The sequence below is a fragment of the Pantoea sp. X-Soil-ISGK-259 genome (assembly GCF_059730705.1).
On sequence record NZ_AP035986.1, the window covers coordinates 3,612,382 to 3,625,507 of the forward strand.

The window sequence follows — 13,126 nt, forward strand, 5'->3', positions numbered from 1 at the left end:
ATCTATGAATTCTCTTCAGCGATGGCTTTGCCACAACTCTTACTGGCACAGAATCGTTTAATGCCCTGCGCCGTCTTTTTTTCAACTAACAGTGGATACTCACAATAAGGACAGATTCCGGCAACGGGTGTCAGATTCACAACAAACTGGCAGGCGGGATAGCGATCGCAGGAGTGAAACGTTTTGCCGTAACGGGAACGCCGCTGAACTAACCGGCCTTCATGGCACTGAGGACAGGCCAGCGAGGTTTCATCCGGTTTATCGATGGTTTCGGTGTATCCGCATTCCGGATAGCAGCTGCAGCCGATAAACATGCCAAAACGTCCCTGCCGCAGCACTTTATCCGCACCACATTCTGGACAGGCGTGGCCTTCCAGCACTTTGACCACGTGGCCATCGGCCTGACCTTTTAAAGGTCGAATGTAGTCGCAAGCCGGGTAGTTCGCGCAGCCCAGAAAAGGACCATGTTTACCGGAGCGAATAACCAGTTCTGCCCCGCAAGCGGGGCAGGGATCCTGTTTACGCACGGTGAAGAGTGCAGCTTTACTCATAGCGATCAATGCATGAAAGGAAATTTAATGCAGCATACCTTCATTGACGTCGAATAGCAGTTCTTCCATCTGCTGATAGGCATTTTCACATCCCGGGATGTTGAACAACACCATCAGCACCACCCATTTGAGATCCTCCAGGTCAAACTCAGAGGTATCCAGCGCCATGATACGTTCGATGACCATTTCACGGGTTTCCAGGTTCAGCACCTGAATCTGCTCCAGGAACAGCAGAAAACCACGGCTATCAGCATCTAAACGCTTGCTCTCTTCGTCGGTATAAATACGCATGGAGAGCGGATCACTTGTCAGTAAAACTGGCTCAACCAGCCCTTCCTGATAATCAGCCAGTCTTTCCAGCCAGTTCAGCGCACTGTAAACATCTTCACGATGGAACCCGGCATCCGTCAGGTCGTCTGTCAATCTGTCCTGATCAACACCCATTTCTGCTTCGTTGTGGATATATGTCTCAAACAAATACATCAGTACGTCGAACATGGCATGCCCTCCTCAATCGGACATAGCCGCCGGGTACAGCTGCGATCCATCCTGCTAACTCCAGTTCCAGCAACTGAGCTGAGATAACTGGCACAGATTGGCCGGCACGTTCAGCGACAACGTCAACAGGTGTAACATCATCACCTACGTTAGCCAACACATCAGCAAATGGCAATGGAGCATCGTCACTCACCTCAGAATAAATTTCGTCGGCCTGTGTCGCTGGCAGCCAGTTCAGCGCACCAGCCAGATCTTCCACGATGTTATTGGGGTGGGCCACCAGCAGCGCACCCTGCTGAATCAGCCAGTTAACGCCTTCACTTAATGGATTGCCGATCGCGCCAGGTAAGGCATAGACATTGCGATTCTGCTCCAGCGCATAGCGGGCCGTCACCAGCGAACCACTCTTCAGCGAGGCTTCTACCACCAGCACCCCATGACTCAGACCGCTGATGATACGATTACGGCGTGGAAAATTCGCCGGATGCGGCAGGGTCGCCAGCGGAAATTCAGAAATCACAGCACCACCCTGCTCAACAATCTCTGCGGCAAGGTCGGCATGATTTTTAGGATAGAGATTTTGTAACCCACTGCCCAGCACAGCCACCGTTTTGCCCTTCACGTTGAGTGCTGCCTTATGTGCAACACCATCAATACCCCGGGCCAGTCCGCTGGTAATGGTCAGACCGCTGAGGCTTAAGTGCTGAGTAAACCAGTCGCACCAGTAACGGCCATTATGTGAACAGTTTCGACTCCCCACCACCGCTAACTGAGGAGTACTTATCACAGCAGGATCGCCATGAATATAGAGCAGTGGCGGAAAGCGGCTCGTTTCTTTGAGACGGGCTGGATAGGCCGCGTCCAGCGCAGTAATCAGATGATGAGCCGGACTCTGTGCCAGCCAGTCATACAATTCTGGAAGTTTTTTTGCACTGAAATCATAATATTGCTGGCGCTGACTGGCATCTAACCCTAATCGGATAAGCTGCTCCTTATCTGCTACCTGGCCACCTGTCTGCTGTGCGACGTCAATCCAGCGTTTCCCTGTCATTCCAGTGACGGCTGCCAGCCGCACATACTGCGCTATTTTGTCCATCTCAGACTCCCTGATCGCCCTTGCTTCCTGCTGCACAATGCTGTCAATCAGGCCTCGAAAAGTCTACAATATGAGGTAGTAATCTTTTCTTAACCGAATACAGATCTGGATATTTATGTCAGTTTTGCAGGTATTACATTTCCCTGACGAGCGTCTTCGCAAAGTCGCTGCGCCCGTTAAAGAAGTTAACGCAGACATTCAGCGTATCGTTGATGATATGTTCGAGACGATGTATGCCGAAGAAGGTATCGGTCTTGCCGCTACGCAGGTCGATATTCATCAGCGCATTATCGTGATTGATGTCTCTGAAAGTCGTGAAGAGCGTTTAGTTCTGATCAACCCTGAGCTGCTGGAAAAAAGCGGCGAAACCGGTATTGAAGAGGGTTGCCTCTCAATTCCGGAACAGCGCGCATTTGTTCCACGTGCCGAGCGGGTTAAAGTCCGTGCACTTGATCGTGACGGTAACAGTTTCGAGCTGGAAGCCAGCGAGTTACTGGCCATCTGTATCCAGCATGAGATCGATCATCTGGAAGGCAAACTGTTTATCGATTATCTGTCGCCTCTGAAGCGGCAACGAATCAAAACTAAGTTAGAGAAACTGGCGCGTCAGAACGCCCAGGCTTCCTGAGAACTTAAGAAGGGATACACGTGTCTGCCCCGCTAAAAATCATCTTTGCCGGCACACCTGACTTTGCAGCGCGTCATCTTGACGCGCTGCTTGCTTCTGAACATCAGGTTATCGGTGTATTCACCCAACCCGACCGCCCGGCGGGTCGCGGTAACAAATTAACCCCAGGCCCGGTCAAAACGCTGGCGATGGCACATGACATTCCTGTGTATCAGCCTAAGTCACTGCGACCGGAAGAGAATCAGCAGCTGGTTGCTGACCTTAAGGCTGATGTGATGGTTGTTGTGGCCTACGGATTAATTCTGCCAAAGGCCGTGCTTGATATGCCACGTCTGGGCTGCATCAACGTTCATGGTTCACTGCTGCCACGCTGGCGTGGAGCCGCACCGATTCAACGTGCGCTCTGGGCTGGCGACAGCGAAACCGGCGTGACCATCATGCAGATGGATGTGGGGCTGGACACCGGCGATATGCTGCACAAGCTTGCCTGTCCGATTACTGCCCAGGATACCAGTGCAACGCTATACGATAAGCTGGCTGAACTTGGACCACAGGGACTGCTGGATACGCTGACCTTACTGAGCACTCAGCAGGCTACACCTGAAAAACAGGATGAAGCGCTGGCCAACTATGCTGAGAAGCTCAGTAAAGAGGAAGCTCGTCTTGACTGGACACTCTCAGCAGAACAGCTTGAACGTTGTATTCGCGCGTTTAACCCGTGGCCGATGAGCTTTTTCACCATTGATGATCAACCGGTGAAAGTCTGGCAGGCAAGCGTTCTGCCTCACAGCGATCGTTCGCCGGGTGAAATTATTCATGCGGATAAACGTGGCATCCAGGTGGCGACCGCTCAGGGTGTACTGAATCTACTGCAGTTGCAGCCCGCCGGTAAAAAACCGATGTCGGCTCAGGATCTTCTCAACTCGCGCCGGGAATGGTTTGAACCTGGAACCCTTCTGGACTGACTCTCAGGCCCGGTCACTCACCGGGCCTTTTGTTTGATGACAAAACCCTATGACTAAATCAATCAACCTGCGTAGCCTCTCCGCCCAACTTATTGAGCGCGTTGTCGACAAGGGCGAATCCCTGAACACGGCACTGCCTGCCGCTCAGAAAAAACTCTCTGACAAAGATAGCGCGTTAGTGCAGGAGATCTGTTTTGGCGTGTTGCGTACATTACCGCAGCTTGAAGCGCTAATCGGTAAACTGATGGCGCGTCCCCTTACCGGTAAACAGCGGGTTCTGCACTATCTGATCATGGTCGGGCTTTACCAGCTGGAATATACACGCGTGCCTGCTCACGCCGCACTGGCAGAAACTGTCGCAGGGGCCGAAGTCCTGAAGCGCACCAGCCTGAAAGGCTTATTAAATGGTGTATTACGCCAGTTTCAGCGCCAGCGCGAAGAGCTGCTCGCCAGCATTCAGGATGGCCCGCAGCGGTATCTGCATCCGGGATGGCTGCTAAAGCGATTGCAGCATGCCTGGCCAGAACAGTGGCAGCAGATCGTCGAAGCCAATAACCAGCGTCCGCCGATGTGGTTGCGGGTTAACCAACAGCACCACGAACGTGATGCATGGCTGGCCCTGCTGACTGAAAGTGGCAGGAATGCACAGCCTGCTGACGATGTGCCGGATGCACTGCGGCTCGATGCCCCTGCTCCGGTCAGTCAGTTACCAGGCTTCGGGCAGGGTTGGGTGACCGTGCAGGATTTGTCCGCTCAGCGCTGTGCTTTGCTGCTTGAACCCCAAAACGGCGAACAGATTCTGGATCTATGTGCTGCACCCGGCGGTAAAACGACCCATATTCTCGAAATCGCGCCGGAAGCAGAAGTCATGGCCGTCGACGTAGATGCACAGCGCCTTAAACGCGTTGAGGAAAATCTGCAGCGACTGGGCATGAAAGCAGATGTTAAACAGGGTGATGGACGGACGCCGCAGCAGTGGTGCGGTGATCGGCAGTTTGACCGAATTCTGCTGGATGCCCCCTGCTCTGCTACCGGCGTGATCCGACGTCATCCAGACATCAAGTGGCTGCGTCGCGATCGTGATATCGCCGAGCTGGCAAAGCTTCAGTCTGAAATTCTTGATGCTGTCTGGCCGCACCTGAAACCAGGCGGTACGCTGATTTATGCTACCTGTTCCATCCTGCCTGAAGAGAATCATCAGCAGATAGATGCTTTCCTGCAGCGCCAGCACGATGCACAAGCCGTTCCCCTCAGGGATGCACTCGCGAATGGCCTACAGGTATTCCCGCAAGCCGAAGGCGGAGATGGTTTCTTCTACGCTAAGCTGATAAAGAAATCGGGTACAAACTGAGATGAGTATTGATAAGCGATGAAAATAATCATTCTGGGCGCAGGTCAGGTTGGCGGTACCCTGGCAGAAAATCTGGTCGGTGAAAACAACGATATCACGGTGGTGGATACCGACTCTTCACGCCTGCGTCATCTGCAGGATAAATTCGATCTGCGCGTCGTGCAGGGTCATGGTTCTCATCCGCGCATTTTGCGGGAAGCAGGCGCGGAAGATGCCGACATGCTGGTAGCCGTTACCAACTCCGACGAAACCAACATGATTGCCTGTCAGATTGCTTATTCGCTTTTCAATACGCCGAACCGTATAGCCCGGATTCGCGCGGCCGACTATCTGCGTGATGCGGACAAGTTATTTATTCCTGAAGCGGTGCCCATTGATCACCTGATCTCACCGGAACAGTTGGTCATCGAAAATATCTACCGTTTAATCCAGTATCCTGGCGCGTTGCAGGTGGTTAACTTTGCTGAGGGCAAAGTCAGCCTTGCGGTGGTGAAAGCCTATTATGGTGGACCACTGGTGGGCAATCCGCTCTCCATCATGCGTGAGCATATGCCACACATCGATACCCGCGTAGCCGCTATCTTTCGTCAGGACCGGCCCATTCGTCCGCAGGGCTCAACCATTGTAGAAGCGGGTGATGAAGTCTTTTTCATCGCCGCCAGCCAGAACATTCGTGCCGTAATGAGCGAGATGCAACGGCTGGAGAAACCCTACAAGCGGATTATGCTGGTGGGTGGCGGTAACATTGGTTTCGGTCTGGCACAGCGTCTTGAGAAACATTACAGCGTTAAGCTGATTGAACGTAATGCTCAGCGCGCAGCCGAACTTGCAGAACATCTGCATGACACGGTAGTTTTTTATGGCGATGCGTCCGATCAGGAGTTGCTGGCGGAAGAGCACGTTGAGCAGGTTGATCTGTTTATTGCCGTCACCAATGATGATGAAGCCAACATCATGTCAGCCATGCTGGCAAAAAAGATGGGGGCGAAGAAAGTTATGGTGCTTATACAGCGTCGTGCGTATGTCGATCTGGTGCAGGGCAGCGTCATCGATATTGCTATTTCACCTCAGCAGGCCACTATCTCTGCTCTGCTGGGCCATGTGCGCAAAGCAGATATCGTGGGTGTATCGTCACTGCGACGCGGTATTGCAGAGGCAATCGAAGCAATAGCGCATGGTGACGAATCCACTTCACGCGTGGTCGGCCGTTCAATTGATGATATCAAATTACCGCCAGGGACCATTATCGGCGCAGTGGTTCGCGGTGACGATGTGATGATTGCCAATGATAATCTGCGTATTGAACAAGGAGATCATGTCATCATGTTCCTCACCGACAAGAAATTTGTCTCAGACGTTGAACGTCTCTTTCAGCCGAGTCCATTTTTCCTGTAAATGCCGCATTTACAGGCATAAAAAGTACGAGACGCGTGAAAGTGCCGCTTAAATCGCTGAGTTGATGGCAAAAACAGTAAGGTTTGTTAAACTTTATGGCATTGGCTTAGGCAAGGAGATAAGTATGAGTTTAATCAAAGAGTTTCGCGATTTCGCGATGCGCGGTAATGTGATGGATCTCGCCGTCGGTGTTATCATCGGTGCGGCCTTCGGGAAAATCGTTTCATCGCTGGTCGCCAACATCATTATGCCACCATTGGGCTTGCTGATCGGTGGTGTCGACTTTAAATCATTCCAGTGGGTACTTAAGCCCGCAGTTGGTGATGCGCCAGCCGTTGTAATGCAATACGGTATCTTCCTTCAGACCATCTTCGATTTCGTCATCATCGCTTTCGCAATCTTCATGGCGATCAAGTTAATGAACCGTCTGTATAAGAAAAAGGAAGTTGAAAAGCCCGTTGCGAAACCAACGAGCGAAGAATTACTGCTGACTGAAATCCGCGATCTGCTTAAACAGCAAAACACGCGGGTATAGTTGATAAGCCGCCGCACAGGCGGTTTTTTTAACCGTAAAAGCAGAAGGGCAGTGATAAGACGCTTTCTTATCACTGCCCTCCCATCCCGTCCCCTTTCCATGTTTCTCTTTCCGTTTAAAACTGCCTTTACCCTTTTGCTTCTGCTCGATGCGCTGCCGAAATAACGGGTCGTGTAAGAGGGCCTGAATCGCGTTGTCGCGAATTTGCCCTTTGGTGTGCTGATATTTACTCATGATGCCTCCTGTTTATAAGGCCTGATACTTTATTCTTTTGCAGCAAAATAACAATATCCTTATTTGCTTAAAGCCTCTCCCCGCTCCAGTGCCTCAAGAATTGAGCACGAAACGCTAGTGTGGCTGTCTCCACAACAGGCATCCGAGAGATGTCGCAGAGAACGCTGCATCGTTTCTAATTCTGCGATCATTTGAGCAACTTCATTCAGCCGTTTTTCAACGATCGCTTTTGATTCCTGACAGGTGTGATGCACAGGATCGACCCGGATCGAGAGCAGCTCTCTGATGGCTTCAAGGCTAAAGCCGAGTTTGCGCCCGTAGCGAATAAATTTCAGACGCTGAAGATCACTCTCGCTATAAAGTCGAAAACCGCCTTCTGTCCGACCATCATGATCCATCATCTGTTGTTTTTCATAGAAGCGAATCGTGTCTGGCGTGACATCTGCAAGCTTAGCTAGCTGGCCAATGCGAAACATTTACTTCTCCTCACGGAAATGATTGTGGATGGCTGCGGCATAACGGCCATGAAGAAAATCGGTGCTCATTCCAGCCTGGCGTAATCTCAGTGTCAGCACCTGAAGTCGATTACGCTGATCCTGATATCGGGGATCGGCAGGATCGAGCTGACAAATAAGATCGTTAACTTCCATGGCTTCGCGTCTTAACTCAAGTTCAGGCGGCAGAAATCCTGAATTTTTGAGCAACCGGTAACCTGCTCTTAATTCGGGCGGAACATGGCTGTCATCATCCAGCTGCAGTGGCTTACCTGAGCCAGGAAGATTACTCAGCTCGCCTTTTTCTAACGCTGCTTTGATATGCTGTTCAGCAAGTTCATCAACCAGCCACATAGTTAGCTCCTTTGAACATGAAAGACTACGTTCTAAGGTAATAAATTGCAGGCAATAAAAAACCCGCCGAAGCGGGTTTTTTACGTTGCTACAGATTACTCTGCAGCTGCTTCTGCTTGAGCTTCTGGACGATCAACGAGCTCGATGTAAGCCATCGGAGCGTTGTCACCAGCACGGAAGCCACACTTCAGAATACGAGTGTAACCACCGGCACGGCTCGCGAAACGCGGGCCTAACTCATTAAACAGTTTTGCCACGATCTCGTTATCACGAGTACGGGCGAATGCCAGACGACGATTAGCTACGCTGTCGGTCTTGGCAAGAGTAATCAGCGGCTCAACTACGCGACGCAGTTCTTTGGCTTTCGGCAGAGTCGTTTTGATGATCTCATGACGAACCAGAGAACCGGCCATGTTGCGGAACATAGCCTGACGATGGCTGCTGTTGCGGTTCAGTTGACGACCACTCTTACGATGGCGCATGACCTTATCCTTCTCAGTGAAACCTTAACCTGTGATCTGATTATTCATCAGCAATGCTTGCTGGCGGCCAGTTCTCAAGGCGCATGCCCAGAGAAAGACCACGCGAAGCCAGCACATCTTTAATCTCGGTAAGAGATTTTTTACCAAGGTTAGGCGTTTTAAGCAGCTCAACCTCGGTACGCTGTACCAGATCACCGATGTAGTGGATAGCTTCTGCCTTAAGGCAGTTAGCAGAGCGGACAGTCAATTCCAGATCGTCAACAGGGCGCAGCAGGATCGGATCGAATTCTGGTTTCTCTTCTTTAACTTCCGGCTGACGTACATCACGTAAGTCAACGAAAGCTTCAAGTTGTTCAGCCAGAATGGTTGCCGCACGACGAATCGCCTCTTCAGGATCGATTGTGCCGTTGGTTTCCATTTCGATGACCAGCTTGTCCAGGTCGGTGCGCTGCTCTACACGCGCTGCTTCAACATTGTAGGCGATACGGTCTACAGGGCTGTAGCAAGCGTCAACTAACAGGCGGCCGATTGGGCGCTCATCTTCTTCCGAATGAATTCGGGCAGAAGCCGGCACATAGCCACGTCCACGCTGAACTTTGATACGCATGCTGATAGCAGCGTTCTCATCGGTCAGATGGCAAATGACATGCTGAGGCTTGACGATTTCGACATCACCATCATGGGTAATGTCGGCTGCAGTCACAGGGCCAATGCCAGATTTATTCAGGGTCAGAATAACTTCATCTTTACCCTGAACTCTTACCGCCAGCCCTTTCAGGTTGAGCAGGATTTCCAGGATATCTTCCTGTACGCCCTCTTTGGTGCTGTACTCATGAAGTACACCATCAATTTCAACCTCGGTCACCGCGCAACCCGGCATGGATGAAAGCAGAATACGGCGCAGTGCGTTACCAAGAGTATGGCCAAAGCCACGCTCTAAAGGCTCAAGGGTCACCTTGGCGTGCGTCGAACTCACTTGCTCGATATCTACCAGGCGCGGTTTTAGAAACTCTGTCACAGAACCCTGCATTGTGTCCTCTCTTTGGTACTAAGCCTTACTTGGAGTAAAGCTCGACGATCAGGTGTTCGTTAATGTCCGCAGACAGATCAGTACGTTCAGGAATACGCTTGAACACACCTTCCATCTTAGTCGCATCAACTTCCAGCCAGGTTGGCTTTTCACGCTGCTCAGCCAGCTCCAGAGCGGCCTTCACGCGAGATTGCTTTTTGGCTTTCTCACGGATGCTAACGACATCATTCGGAGATACCTGATAAGAAGCGATGTTAACAACGCGGCCATTTACCAGAACAGACTTATGGCTCACCAGCTGACGTGCTTCTGCACGAGTGGCACCAAAGCCCATACGATAAACTACGTTGTCCAGACGACCTTCCAGCAGAGCCAACAGGTTTTCACCGGTGTTGCCTTTCAGACGAGCTGCTTCTTTATAATAGTTACGGAACTGACGCTCCAGCACGCCGTAGATACGACGAACTTTCTGCTTTTCACGTAACTGACCGCCGTAATCAGACAGACGCGGTTTACGCGCACCATGCTGACCAGGGGCTTGTTCAATCTTACACTTGGAATCAATCGCGCGAACGCCAGACTTAAGGAATAAGTCAGTGCCCTCACGACGGCTCAGCTTGAGCTTAGGACCCAAATATCTTGCCATTTTCTTTCTCCAACTATCCTAAAAAAACGGGCGTTATACGCGACGTTTTTTCGGCGGACGACAACCGTTATGAGGGATCGGAGTCACATCAGTAATATTAGTGATGCGGAAACCAGCGGCGTTCAAAGCACGAATCGTAGATTCGCGTCCTGGACCCGGACCCTTTACCATAACTTCCAGGTTCTTAATTCCGTAATCTTTTACCGCTTCTGCACAGCGCTCTGCAGCGACCTGAGCAGCAAACGGAGTGGATTTACGTGAACCGCGGAAACCGGAACCACCGGCGGTTGCCCAACCCAGTGCGTTACCCTGACGATCAGTAATGGTAACGATGGTGTTGTTAAAAGAAGCATGGACATGAGCCACGCCATCTGAGACTTGTTTTCTTACACGCTTGCGTGCACGAACTGGTGCCTTTGCCATTATTTACTCACCCCGATTATTTCTTGATCGGTTTACGCGGACCCTTACGGGTACGTGCGTTGGTCTTAGTACGCTGACCGCGAACCGGAAGACCACGACGATGGCGCAAACCACGGTAGCAACCAAGGTCCATAAGACGCTTGATGCTCAGGGTGATTTCACGGCGCAGATCACCTTCTACAACGAATTTCGCAACTGCATCACGCAGCTGATCAATTTGTTCTTCAGACAGCTCACTGATCTTAACATTTTCAGCAATACCCGTTGAAGCGCAGATGGCTTTTGAACGGGTTTTACCGATACCGAAGATCGAAGTTAATGCGATAACGGTATGTTTTTGATCAGGAATGTTAATGCCTGCTATACGGGCCACTATGCACTCCTATAATTAAACAAGCACGTCCCATGCTGAAAAGCCCGTTTTCAGGATACTCAAATGGAAACGCACTGACATACAAAAGATTGGCTGGCTAATCTAGCCAGCTCAACCCGACTTTGCAAGAAAAATATGTGACAAAATCAGCCTTGGCGCTGTTTATGCTTAGGCTCGGCGCTACAAATCACACGGACGACACCGTCGCGACGAATGATTTTGCAGTTACGACATAATTTCTTGACGGAAGCACGAACTTTCATTTTTACTCTCCGTAACTTCTCAACCAACTGAATTAACGGCCGTAGCCTTTCAGGTTAGCTTTCTTCAGTGCCGACTCGTACTGACTTGACATCATCAGAGTTTGCACTTGAGCCATAAAGTCCATGATGACGACAACTACGATAAGCAGTGACGTACCGCCAAAGTAGAAGGGAACCTTCATCGCATCACGCATGAACTCCGGGATAAGGCAGATAAACGTAATGTACAGGGCGCCGATTAAGGTCAGTCGCGTCATTACTTTATCAATATACTTCGCCGTTTGCTCTCCCGGACGAATTCCCGGTACGAATGCACCAGACTTCTTCAGGTTATCTGCTGTTTCACGTGGGTTGAAAACCAACGCCGTATAGAAGAAACAGAAGAAGATGATTGCAGTCGCATAGAGTAGCACATAAAGCGGCTGTCCTGGCTGCAAATACAGCGAAATTGTTGTCAGCCAGTTCCAACCGGTACCGCCCCCAAACCACGATGCAATCGTTGCCGGGAACAGAATAATGCTGGAAGCGAAGATAGCTGGAATAACACCCGCCATGTTCACTTTCAACGGTAAATGTGTGCTCTGTGCAGCGTAAACGCGACGACCCTGCTGACGTTTTGCGTAGTTCACCACAATGCGGCGTTGACCACGTTCAACGAAGATAACAAAGAAGGTCACTGCGAATACGAGTACTGCAACCAACAGCAACAGAAGGAAGTGCAGGTCGCCTTGCCGCGCTTGCTCGATGGTATGGCCAATGGCCGGCGGGAGACCCGCAACAATACCTGCGAAGATAATGATCGAAATACCGTTACCGATACCACGTTCAGTAATCTGTTCGCCCAGCCACATCAGGAACATCGTTCCCGAGACCAGACTCACAACAGCGGTAAAGTAGAAAGCAAAGCCTGGATTCATTACCAGGCCTTGCATCCCTGGCATATTCGGCAGACCGGTAGCAATACCGATCGACTGGAATATGGCCAATACCAACGTACCGTATCGGGTGTACTGGCTAATCTTACGACGGCCAGCCTCCCCTTCTTTCTTAATTTCCGCTAACGCTGGATGAACCACCGTTAATAACTGGATAATAATCGATGCCGAAATATACGGCATGATGCCCAGTGCGAAAATAGAAGCACGGCTGAGAGCACCACCAGAGAACATGTTAAACATTTCAATGATGGTGCCACGCTGTTGCTCAAGCAGTTTGGCAAGTACAGTGGCATCAATACCAGGGATTGGAATAAAAGAGCCAATACGGAAGACAATGAGTGCGCCGATTACAAACAGCAGTCTGCGTTTCAGCTCACCAAAGCCACCTTTGGCACTTTGAAAATCTAATCCCGGTTGTTTAGCCATCTGCTACTTATTCCTCGATTTTACCGCCAGCAGCTTCGATTGCAGCACGTGCACCTTTGGTGACACGCAGACCGCGAACCGTTACCGGTGTAGAAACTTCACCAGACAGAATTACTTTAACGAATTCAATCTGAACACCGACAATGTTGGCTGCTTTCAGCGCGTTCAGGTCGACGATACCGCCTTCAACTTTCGCCAGATCAGACAGACGAATCTCTGTGGTGATCATTGCTTTGCGAGAGGTGAAACCGAACTTCGGCAGACGACGGTACAGAGGCATCTGACCACCTTCGAAACCGCGACGTACGCCACCGCCAGAACGTGAGTTCTGACCTTTGTGACCACGACCACCGGTTTTTCCGAGGCCAGAACCGATACCACGACCCAGACGCTTGGTAGCGTGCTTAGACCCTTCGGCCGGAGACAGAGTATTTAAACGCATCT

The 13,126-nt window shown here is 50.9% G+C and carries 19 protein-coding genes; 5 read left to right on the forward strand and 14 right to left on the reverse strand.

The window, feature by feature from the left end:
* Positions 1–2: 2 nt before the first annotated feature.
* Genes AC6I77_RS17150 through dprA form a run of 3 tightly spaced genes read right to left on the reverse strand, consistent with a single transcriptional unit; the run spans position 3 to position 2,145 of the window.
* Positions 3–551 (reverse strand): DNA topoisomerase family protein, encoded by a 549-nt coding sequence (locus AC6I77_RS17150; RefSeq protein WP_003852341.1) that lies wholly within the window; start codon positions 549–551, stop codon positions 3–5.
* A 24-nt stretch (positions 552–575) separates the two neighbouring features.
* On the reverse strand, positions 576–1,049 hold the full coding sequence (gene smg, locus AC6I77_RS17155) for a DUF494 family protein Smg (RefSeq protein WP_003852344.1): 474 nt from the start codon (positions 1,047–1,049) through the stop codon (positions 576–578).
* Complete coding sequence (dprA, locus tag AC6I77_RS17160; RefSeq protein ID WP_008927125.1) at positions 1,021–2,145, reverse strand: DNA-protecting protein DprA; 1,125 nt, start codon at positions 2,143–2,145, stop codon at positions 1,021–1,023. The genes smg and dprA overlap by 29 nt, the downstream gene beginning before the upstream one ends.
* A gap of 115 nt (positions 2,146–2,260) precedes the next feature.
* Between dprA and def the strand changes: the two genes are divergently transcribed.
* The 5 genes from def to mscL all read left to right on the forward strand — a co-directional run bounded on the left by def (position 2,261) and on the right by mscL (position 7,019).
* Positions 2,261–2,773 carry a peptide deformylase gene (gene def, locus AC6I77_RS17165; protein ID WP_003852348.1) on the forward strand — a complete coding sequence of 171 codons (513 nt, stop codon included), beginning with the start codon at positions 2,261–2,263 and terminating at the stop codon, positions 2,771–2,773.
* Positions 2,774–2,793: 20 nt separating this feature from the next.
* Positions 2,794–3,738, forward strand: a complete 945-nt coding sequence (fmt, locus tag AC6I77_RS17170; protein WP_110410954.1) for a methionyl-tRNA formyltransferase — start codon at positions 2,794–2,796, stop codon at positions 3,736–3,738.
* A 49-nt stretch (positions 3,739–3,787) separates the two neighbouring features.
* A complete protein-coding gene (rsmB, locus tag AC6I77_RS17175; RefSeq protein WP_003852352.1) occupies positions 3,788–5,089 on the forward strand; it encodes a 16S rRNA (cytosine(967)-C(5))-methyltransferase RsmB in 1,302 nt (433 codons plus the stop codon).
* Between the two features lie 18 nt (positions 5,090–5,107).
* Complete coding sequence (gene trkA / locus AC6I77_RS17180; RefSeq protein WP_008927128.1) at positions 5,108–6,484, forward strand: Trk system potassium transporter TrkA; 1,377 nt, start codon at positions 5,108–5,110, stop codon at positions 6,482–6,484.
* A 124-nt stretch (positions 6,485–6,608) separates the two neighbouring features.
* Entirely contained in the window at positions 6,609–7,019 is a 411-nt protein-coding gene (gene mscL, locus AC6I77_RS17185) for a large-conductance mechanosensitive channel protein MscL (protein ID WP_039660534.1), read from the forward strand.
* On the opposite strand, the gene AC6I77_RS17190 is transcribed toward mscL, so the two are convergent.
* The 11 genes from AC6I77_RS17190 to rplO form a co-directional block, all read right to left on the reverse strand.
* Positions 6,966–7,253, reverse strand: coding sequence for an alternative ribosome-rescue factor A (locus AC6I77_RS17190; RefSeq protein WP_008927129.1), 288 nt, complete (start codon positions 7,251–7,253; stop codon positions 6,966–6,968). The genes mscL and AC6I77_RS17190 overlap by 54 nt on opposite strands.
* 59 nt (positions 7,254–7,312) lie before the next feature.
* On the reverse strand, positions 7,313–7,729 hold the full coding sequence (zntR, locus tag AC6I77_RS17195) for a Zn(2+)-responsive transcriptional regulator (RefSeq protein ID WP_039660532.1): 417 nt from the start codon (positions 7,727–7,729) through the stop codon (positions 7,313–7,315).
* Positions 7,730–8,101: a DnaJ family domain-containing protein gene (locus AC6I77_RS17200; protein ID WP_039660531.1), complete on the reverse strand. Its 372-nt coding sequence runs from the start codon at positions 8,099–8,101 to the stop codon at positions 7,730–7,732.
* A 95-nt stretch (positions 8,102–8,196) separates the two neighbouring features.
* The gene (gene rplQ / locus AC6I77_RS17205) at positions 8,197–8,583 is read right to left on the reverse strand and encodes a 50S ribosomal protein L17 (RefSeq protein WP_003850180.1); all 387 of its coding nucleotides are present in this window, start codon (positions 8,581–8,583) and stop codon (positions 8,197–8,199) included.
* 40 nt (positions 8,584–8,623) lie between these two features.
* Positions 8,624–9,613 (reverse strand): DNA-directed RNA polymerase subunit alpha, encoded by a 990-nt coding sequence (locus AC6I77_RS17210; protein ID WP_003850179.1) that lies wholly within the window; start codon positions 9,611–9,613, stop codon positions 8,624–8,626.
* Positions 9,614–9,638: 25 nt separating this feature from the next.
* On the reverse strand, positions 9,639–10,259 hold the full coding sequence (gene rpsD / locus AC6I77_RS17215) for a 30S ribosomal protein S4 (protein ID WP_008927131.1): 621 nt from the start codon (positions 10,257–10,259) through the stop codon (positions 9,639–9,641).
* A gap of 33 nt (positions 10,260–10,292) precedes the next feature.
* Entirely contained in the window at positions 10,293–10,682 is a 390-nt protein-coding gene (gene rpsK / locus AC6I77_RS17220) for a 30S ribosomal protein S11 (protein ID WP_004160563.1), read from the reverse strand.
* Between the two features lie 16 nt (positions 10,683–10,698).
* Positions 10,699–11,055, reverse strand: coding sequence for a 30S ribosomal protein S13 (gene rpsM, locus AC6I77_RS17225; protein ID WP_003850176.1), 357 nt, complete (start codon positions 11,053–11,055; stop codon positions 10,699–10,701).
* Positions 11,056–11,201: 146 nt separating this feature from the next.
* Positions 11,202–11,318 carry a 50S ribosomal protein L36 gene (gene rpmJ / locus AC6I77_RS17230; RefSeq protein WP_004160566.1) on the reverse strand — a complete coding sequence of 39 codons (117 nt, stop codon included), beginning with the start codon at positions 11,316–11,318 and terminating at the stop codon, positions 11,202–11,204.
* A 32-nt stretch (positions 11,319–11,350) separates the two neighbouring features.
* Positions 11,351–12,682 carry a preprotein translocase subunit SecY gene (gene secY, locus AC6I77_RS17235; RefSeq protein WP_003850175.1) on the reverse strand — a complete coding sequence of 444 codons (1,332 nt, stop codon included), beginning with the start codon at positions 12,680–12,682 and terminating at the stop codon, positions 11,351–11,353.
* Positions 12,683–12,689: 7 nt separating this feature from the next.
* Complete coding sequence (rplO, locus tag AC6I77_RS17240) at positions 12,690–13,124, reverse strand: 50S ribosomal protein L15 (protein WP_003850168.1); 435 nt, start codon at positions 13,122–13,124, stop codon at positions 12,690–12,692.
* Positions 13,125–13,126 lie beyond the last annotated feature (2 nt).

What these genes read in the sequence shown, in the direction of transcription:
- rplQ (WP_003850180.1), bottom strand. Translation starts at nt 8,583, where the DNA reads ATGCGCCATCGTAAGAGTGGTCGTCAACTGAACCGCAACAGCAGCCAT.
- AC6I77_RS17210 (WP_003850179.1), bottom strand. Translation starts at nt 9,613, where the DNA reads ATGCAGGGTTCTGTGACAGAGTTTCTAAAACCGCGCCTGGTAGATATC.
- rpsD (WP_008927131.1), bottom strand. Translation starts at nt 10,259, where the DNA reads ATGGCAAGATATTTGGGTCCTAAGCTCAAGCTGAGCCGTCGTGAGGGC.
- trkA (WP_008927128.1), top strand. Translation starts at nt 5,108, where the DNA reads ATGAAAATAATCATTCTGGGCGCAGGTCAGGTTGGCGGTACCCTGGCA.
- secY (WP_003850175.1), bottom strand. Translation starts at nt 12,682, where the DNA reads ATGGCTAAACAACCGGGATTAGATTTTCAAAGTGCCAAAGGTGGCTTT.
- rplO (WP_003850168.1), bottom strand. Translation starts at nt 13,124, where the DNA reads ATGCGTTTAAATACTCTGTCTCCGGCCGAAGGGTCTAAGCACGCTACC.
- AC6I77_RS17150 (WP_003852341.1), bottom strand. Translation starts at nt 551, where the DNA reads ATGAGTAAAGCTGCACTCTTCACCGTGCGTAAACAGGATCCCTGCCCC.
- mscL (WP_039660534.1), top strand. Translation starts at nt 6,609, where the DNA reads ATGAGTTTAATCAAAGAGTTTCGCGATTTCGCGATGCGCGGTAATGTG.
- rpsK (WP_004160563.1), bottom strand. Translation starts at nt 10,682, where the DNA reads ATGGCAAAGGCACCAGTTCGTGCACGCAAGCGTGTAAGAAAACAAGTC.
- rpmJ (WP_004160566.1), bottom strand. Translation starts at nt 11,318, where the DNA reads ATGAAAGTTCGTGCTTCCGTCAAGAAATTATGTCGTAACTGCAAAATC.
- rsmB (WP_003852352.1), top strand. Translation starts at nt 3,788, where the DNA reads ATGACTAAATCAATCAACCTGCGTAGCCTCTCCGCCCAACTTATTGAG.
- AC6I77_RS17200 (WP_039660531.1), bottom strand. Translation starts at nt 8,101, where the DNA reads ATGTGGCTGGTTGATGAACTTGCTGAACAGCATATCAAAGCAGCGTTA.
- dprA (WP_008927125.1), bottom strand. Translation starts at nt 2,145, where the DNA reads ATGGACAAAATAGCGCAGTATGTGCGGCTGGCAGCCGTCACTGGAATG.
- AC6I77_RS17190 (WP_008927129.1), bottom strand. Translation starts at nt 7,253, where the DNA reads ATGAGTAAATATCAGCACACCAAAGGGCAAATTCGCGACAACGCGATT.
- smg (WP_003852344.1), bottom strand. Translation starts at nt 1,049, where the DNA reads ATGTTCGACGTACTGATGTATTTGTTTGAGACATATATCCACAACGAA.
- def (WP_003852348.1), top strand. Translation starts at nt 2,261, where the DNA reads ATGTCAGTTTTGCAGGTATTACATTTCCCTGACGAGCGTCTTCGCAAA.
- zntR (WP_039660532.1), bottom strand. Translation starts at nt 7,729, where the DNA reads ATGTTTCGCATTGGCCAGCTAGCTAAGCTTGCAGATGTCACGCCAGAC.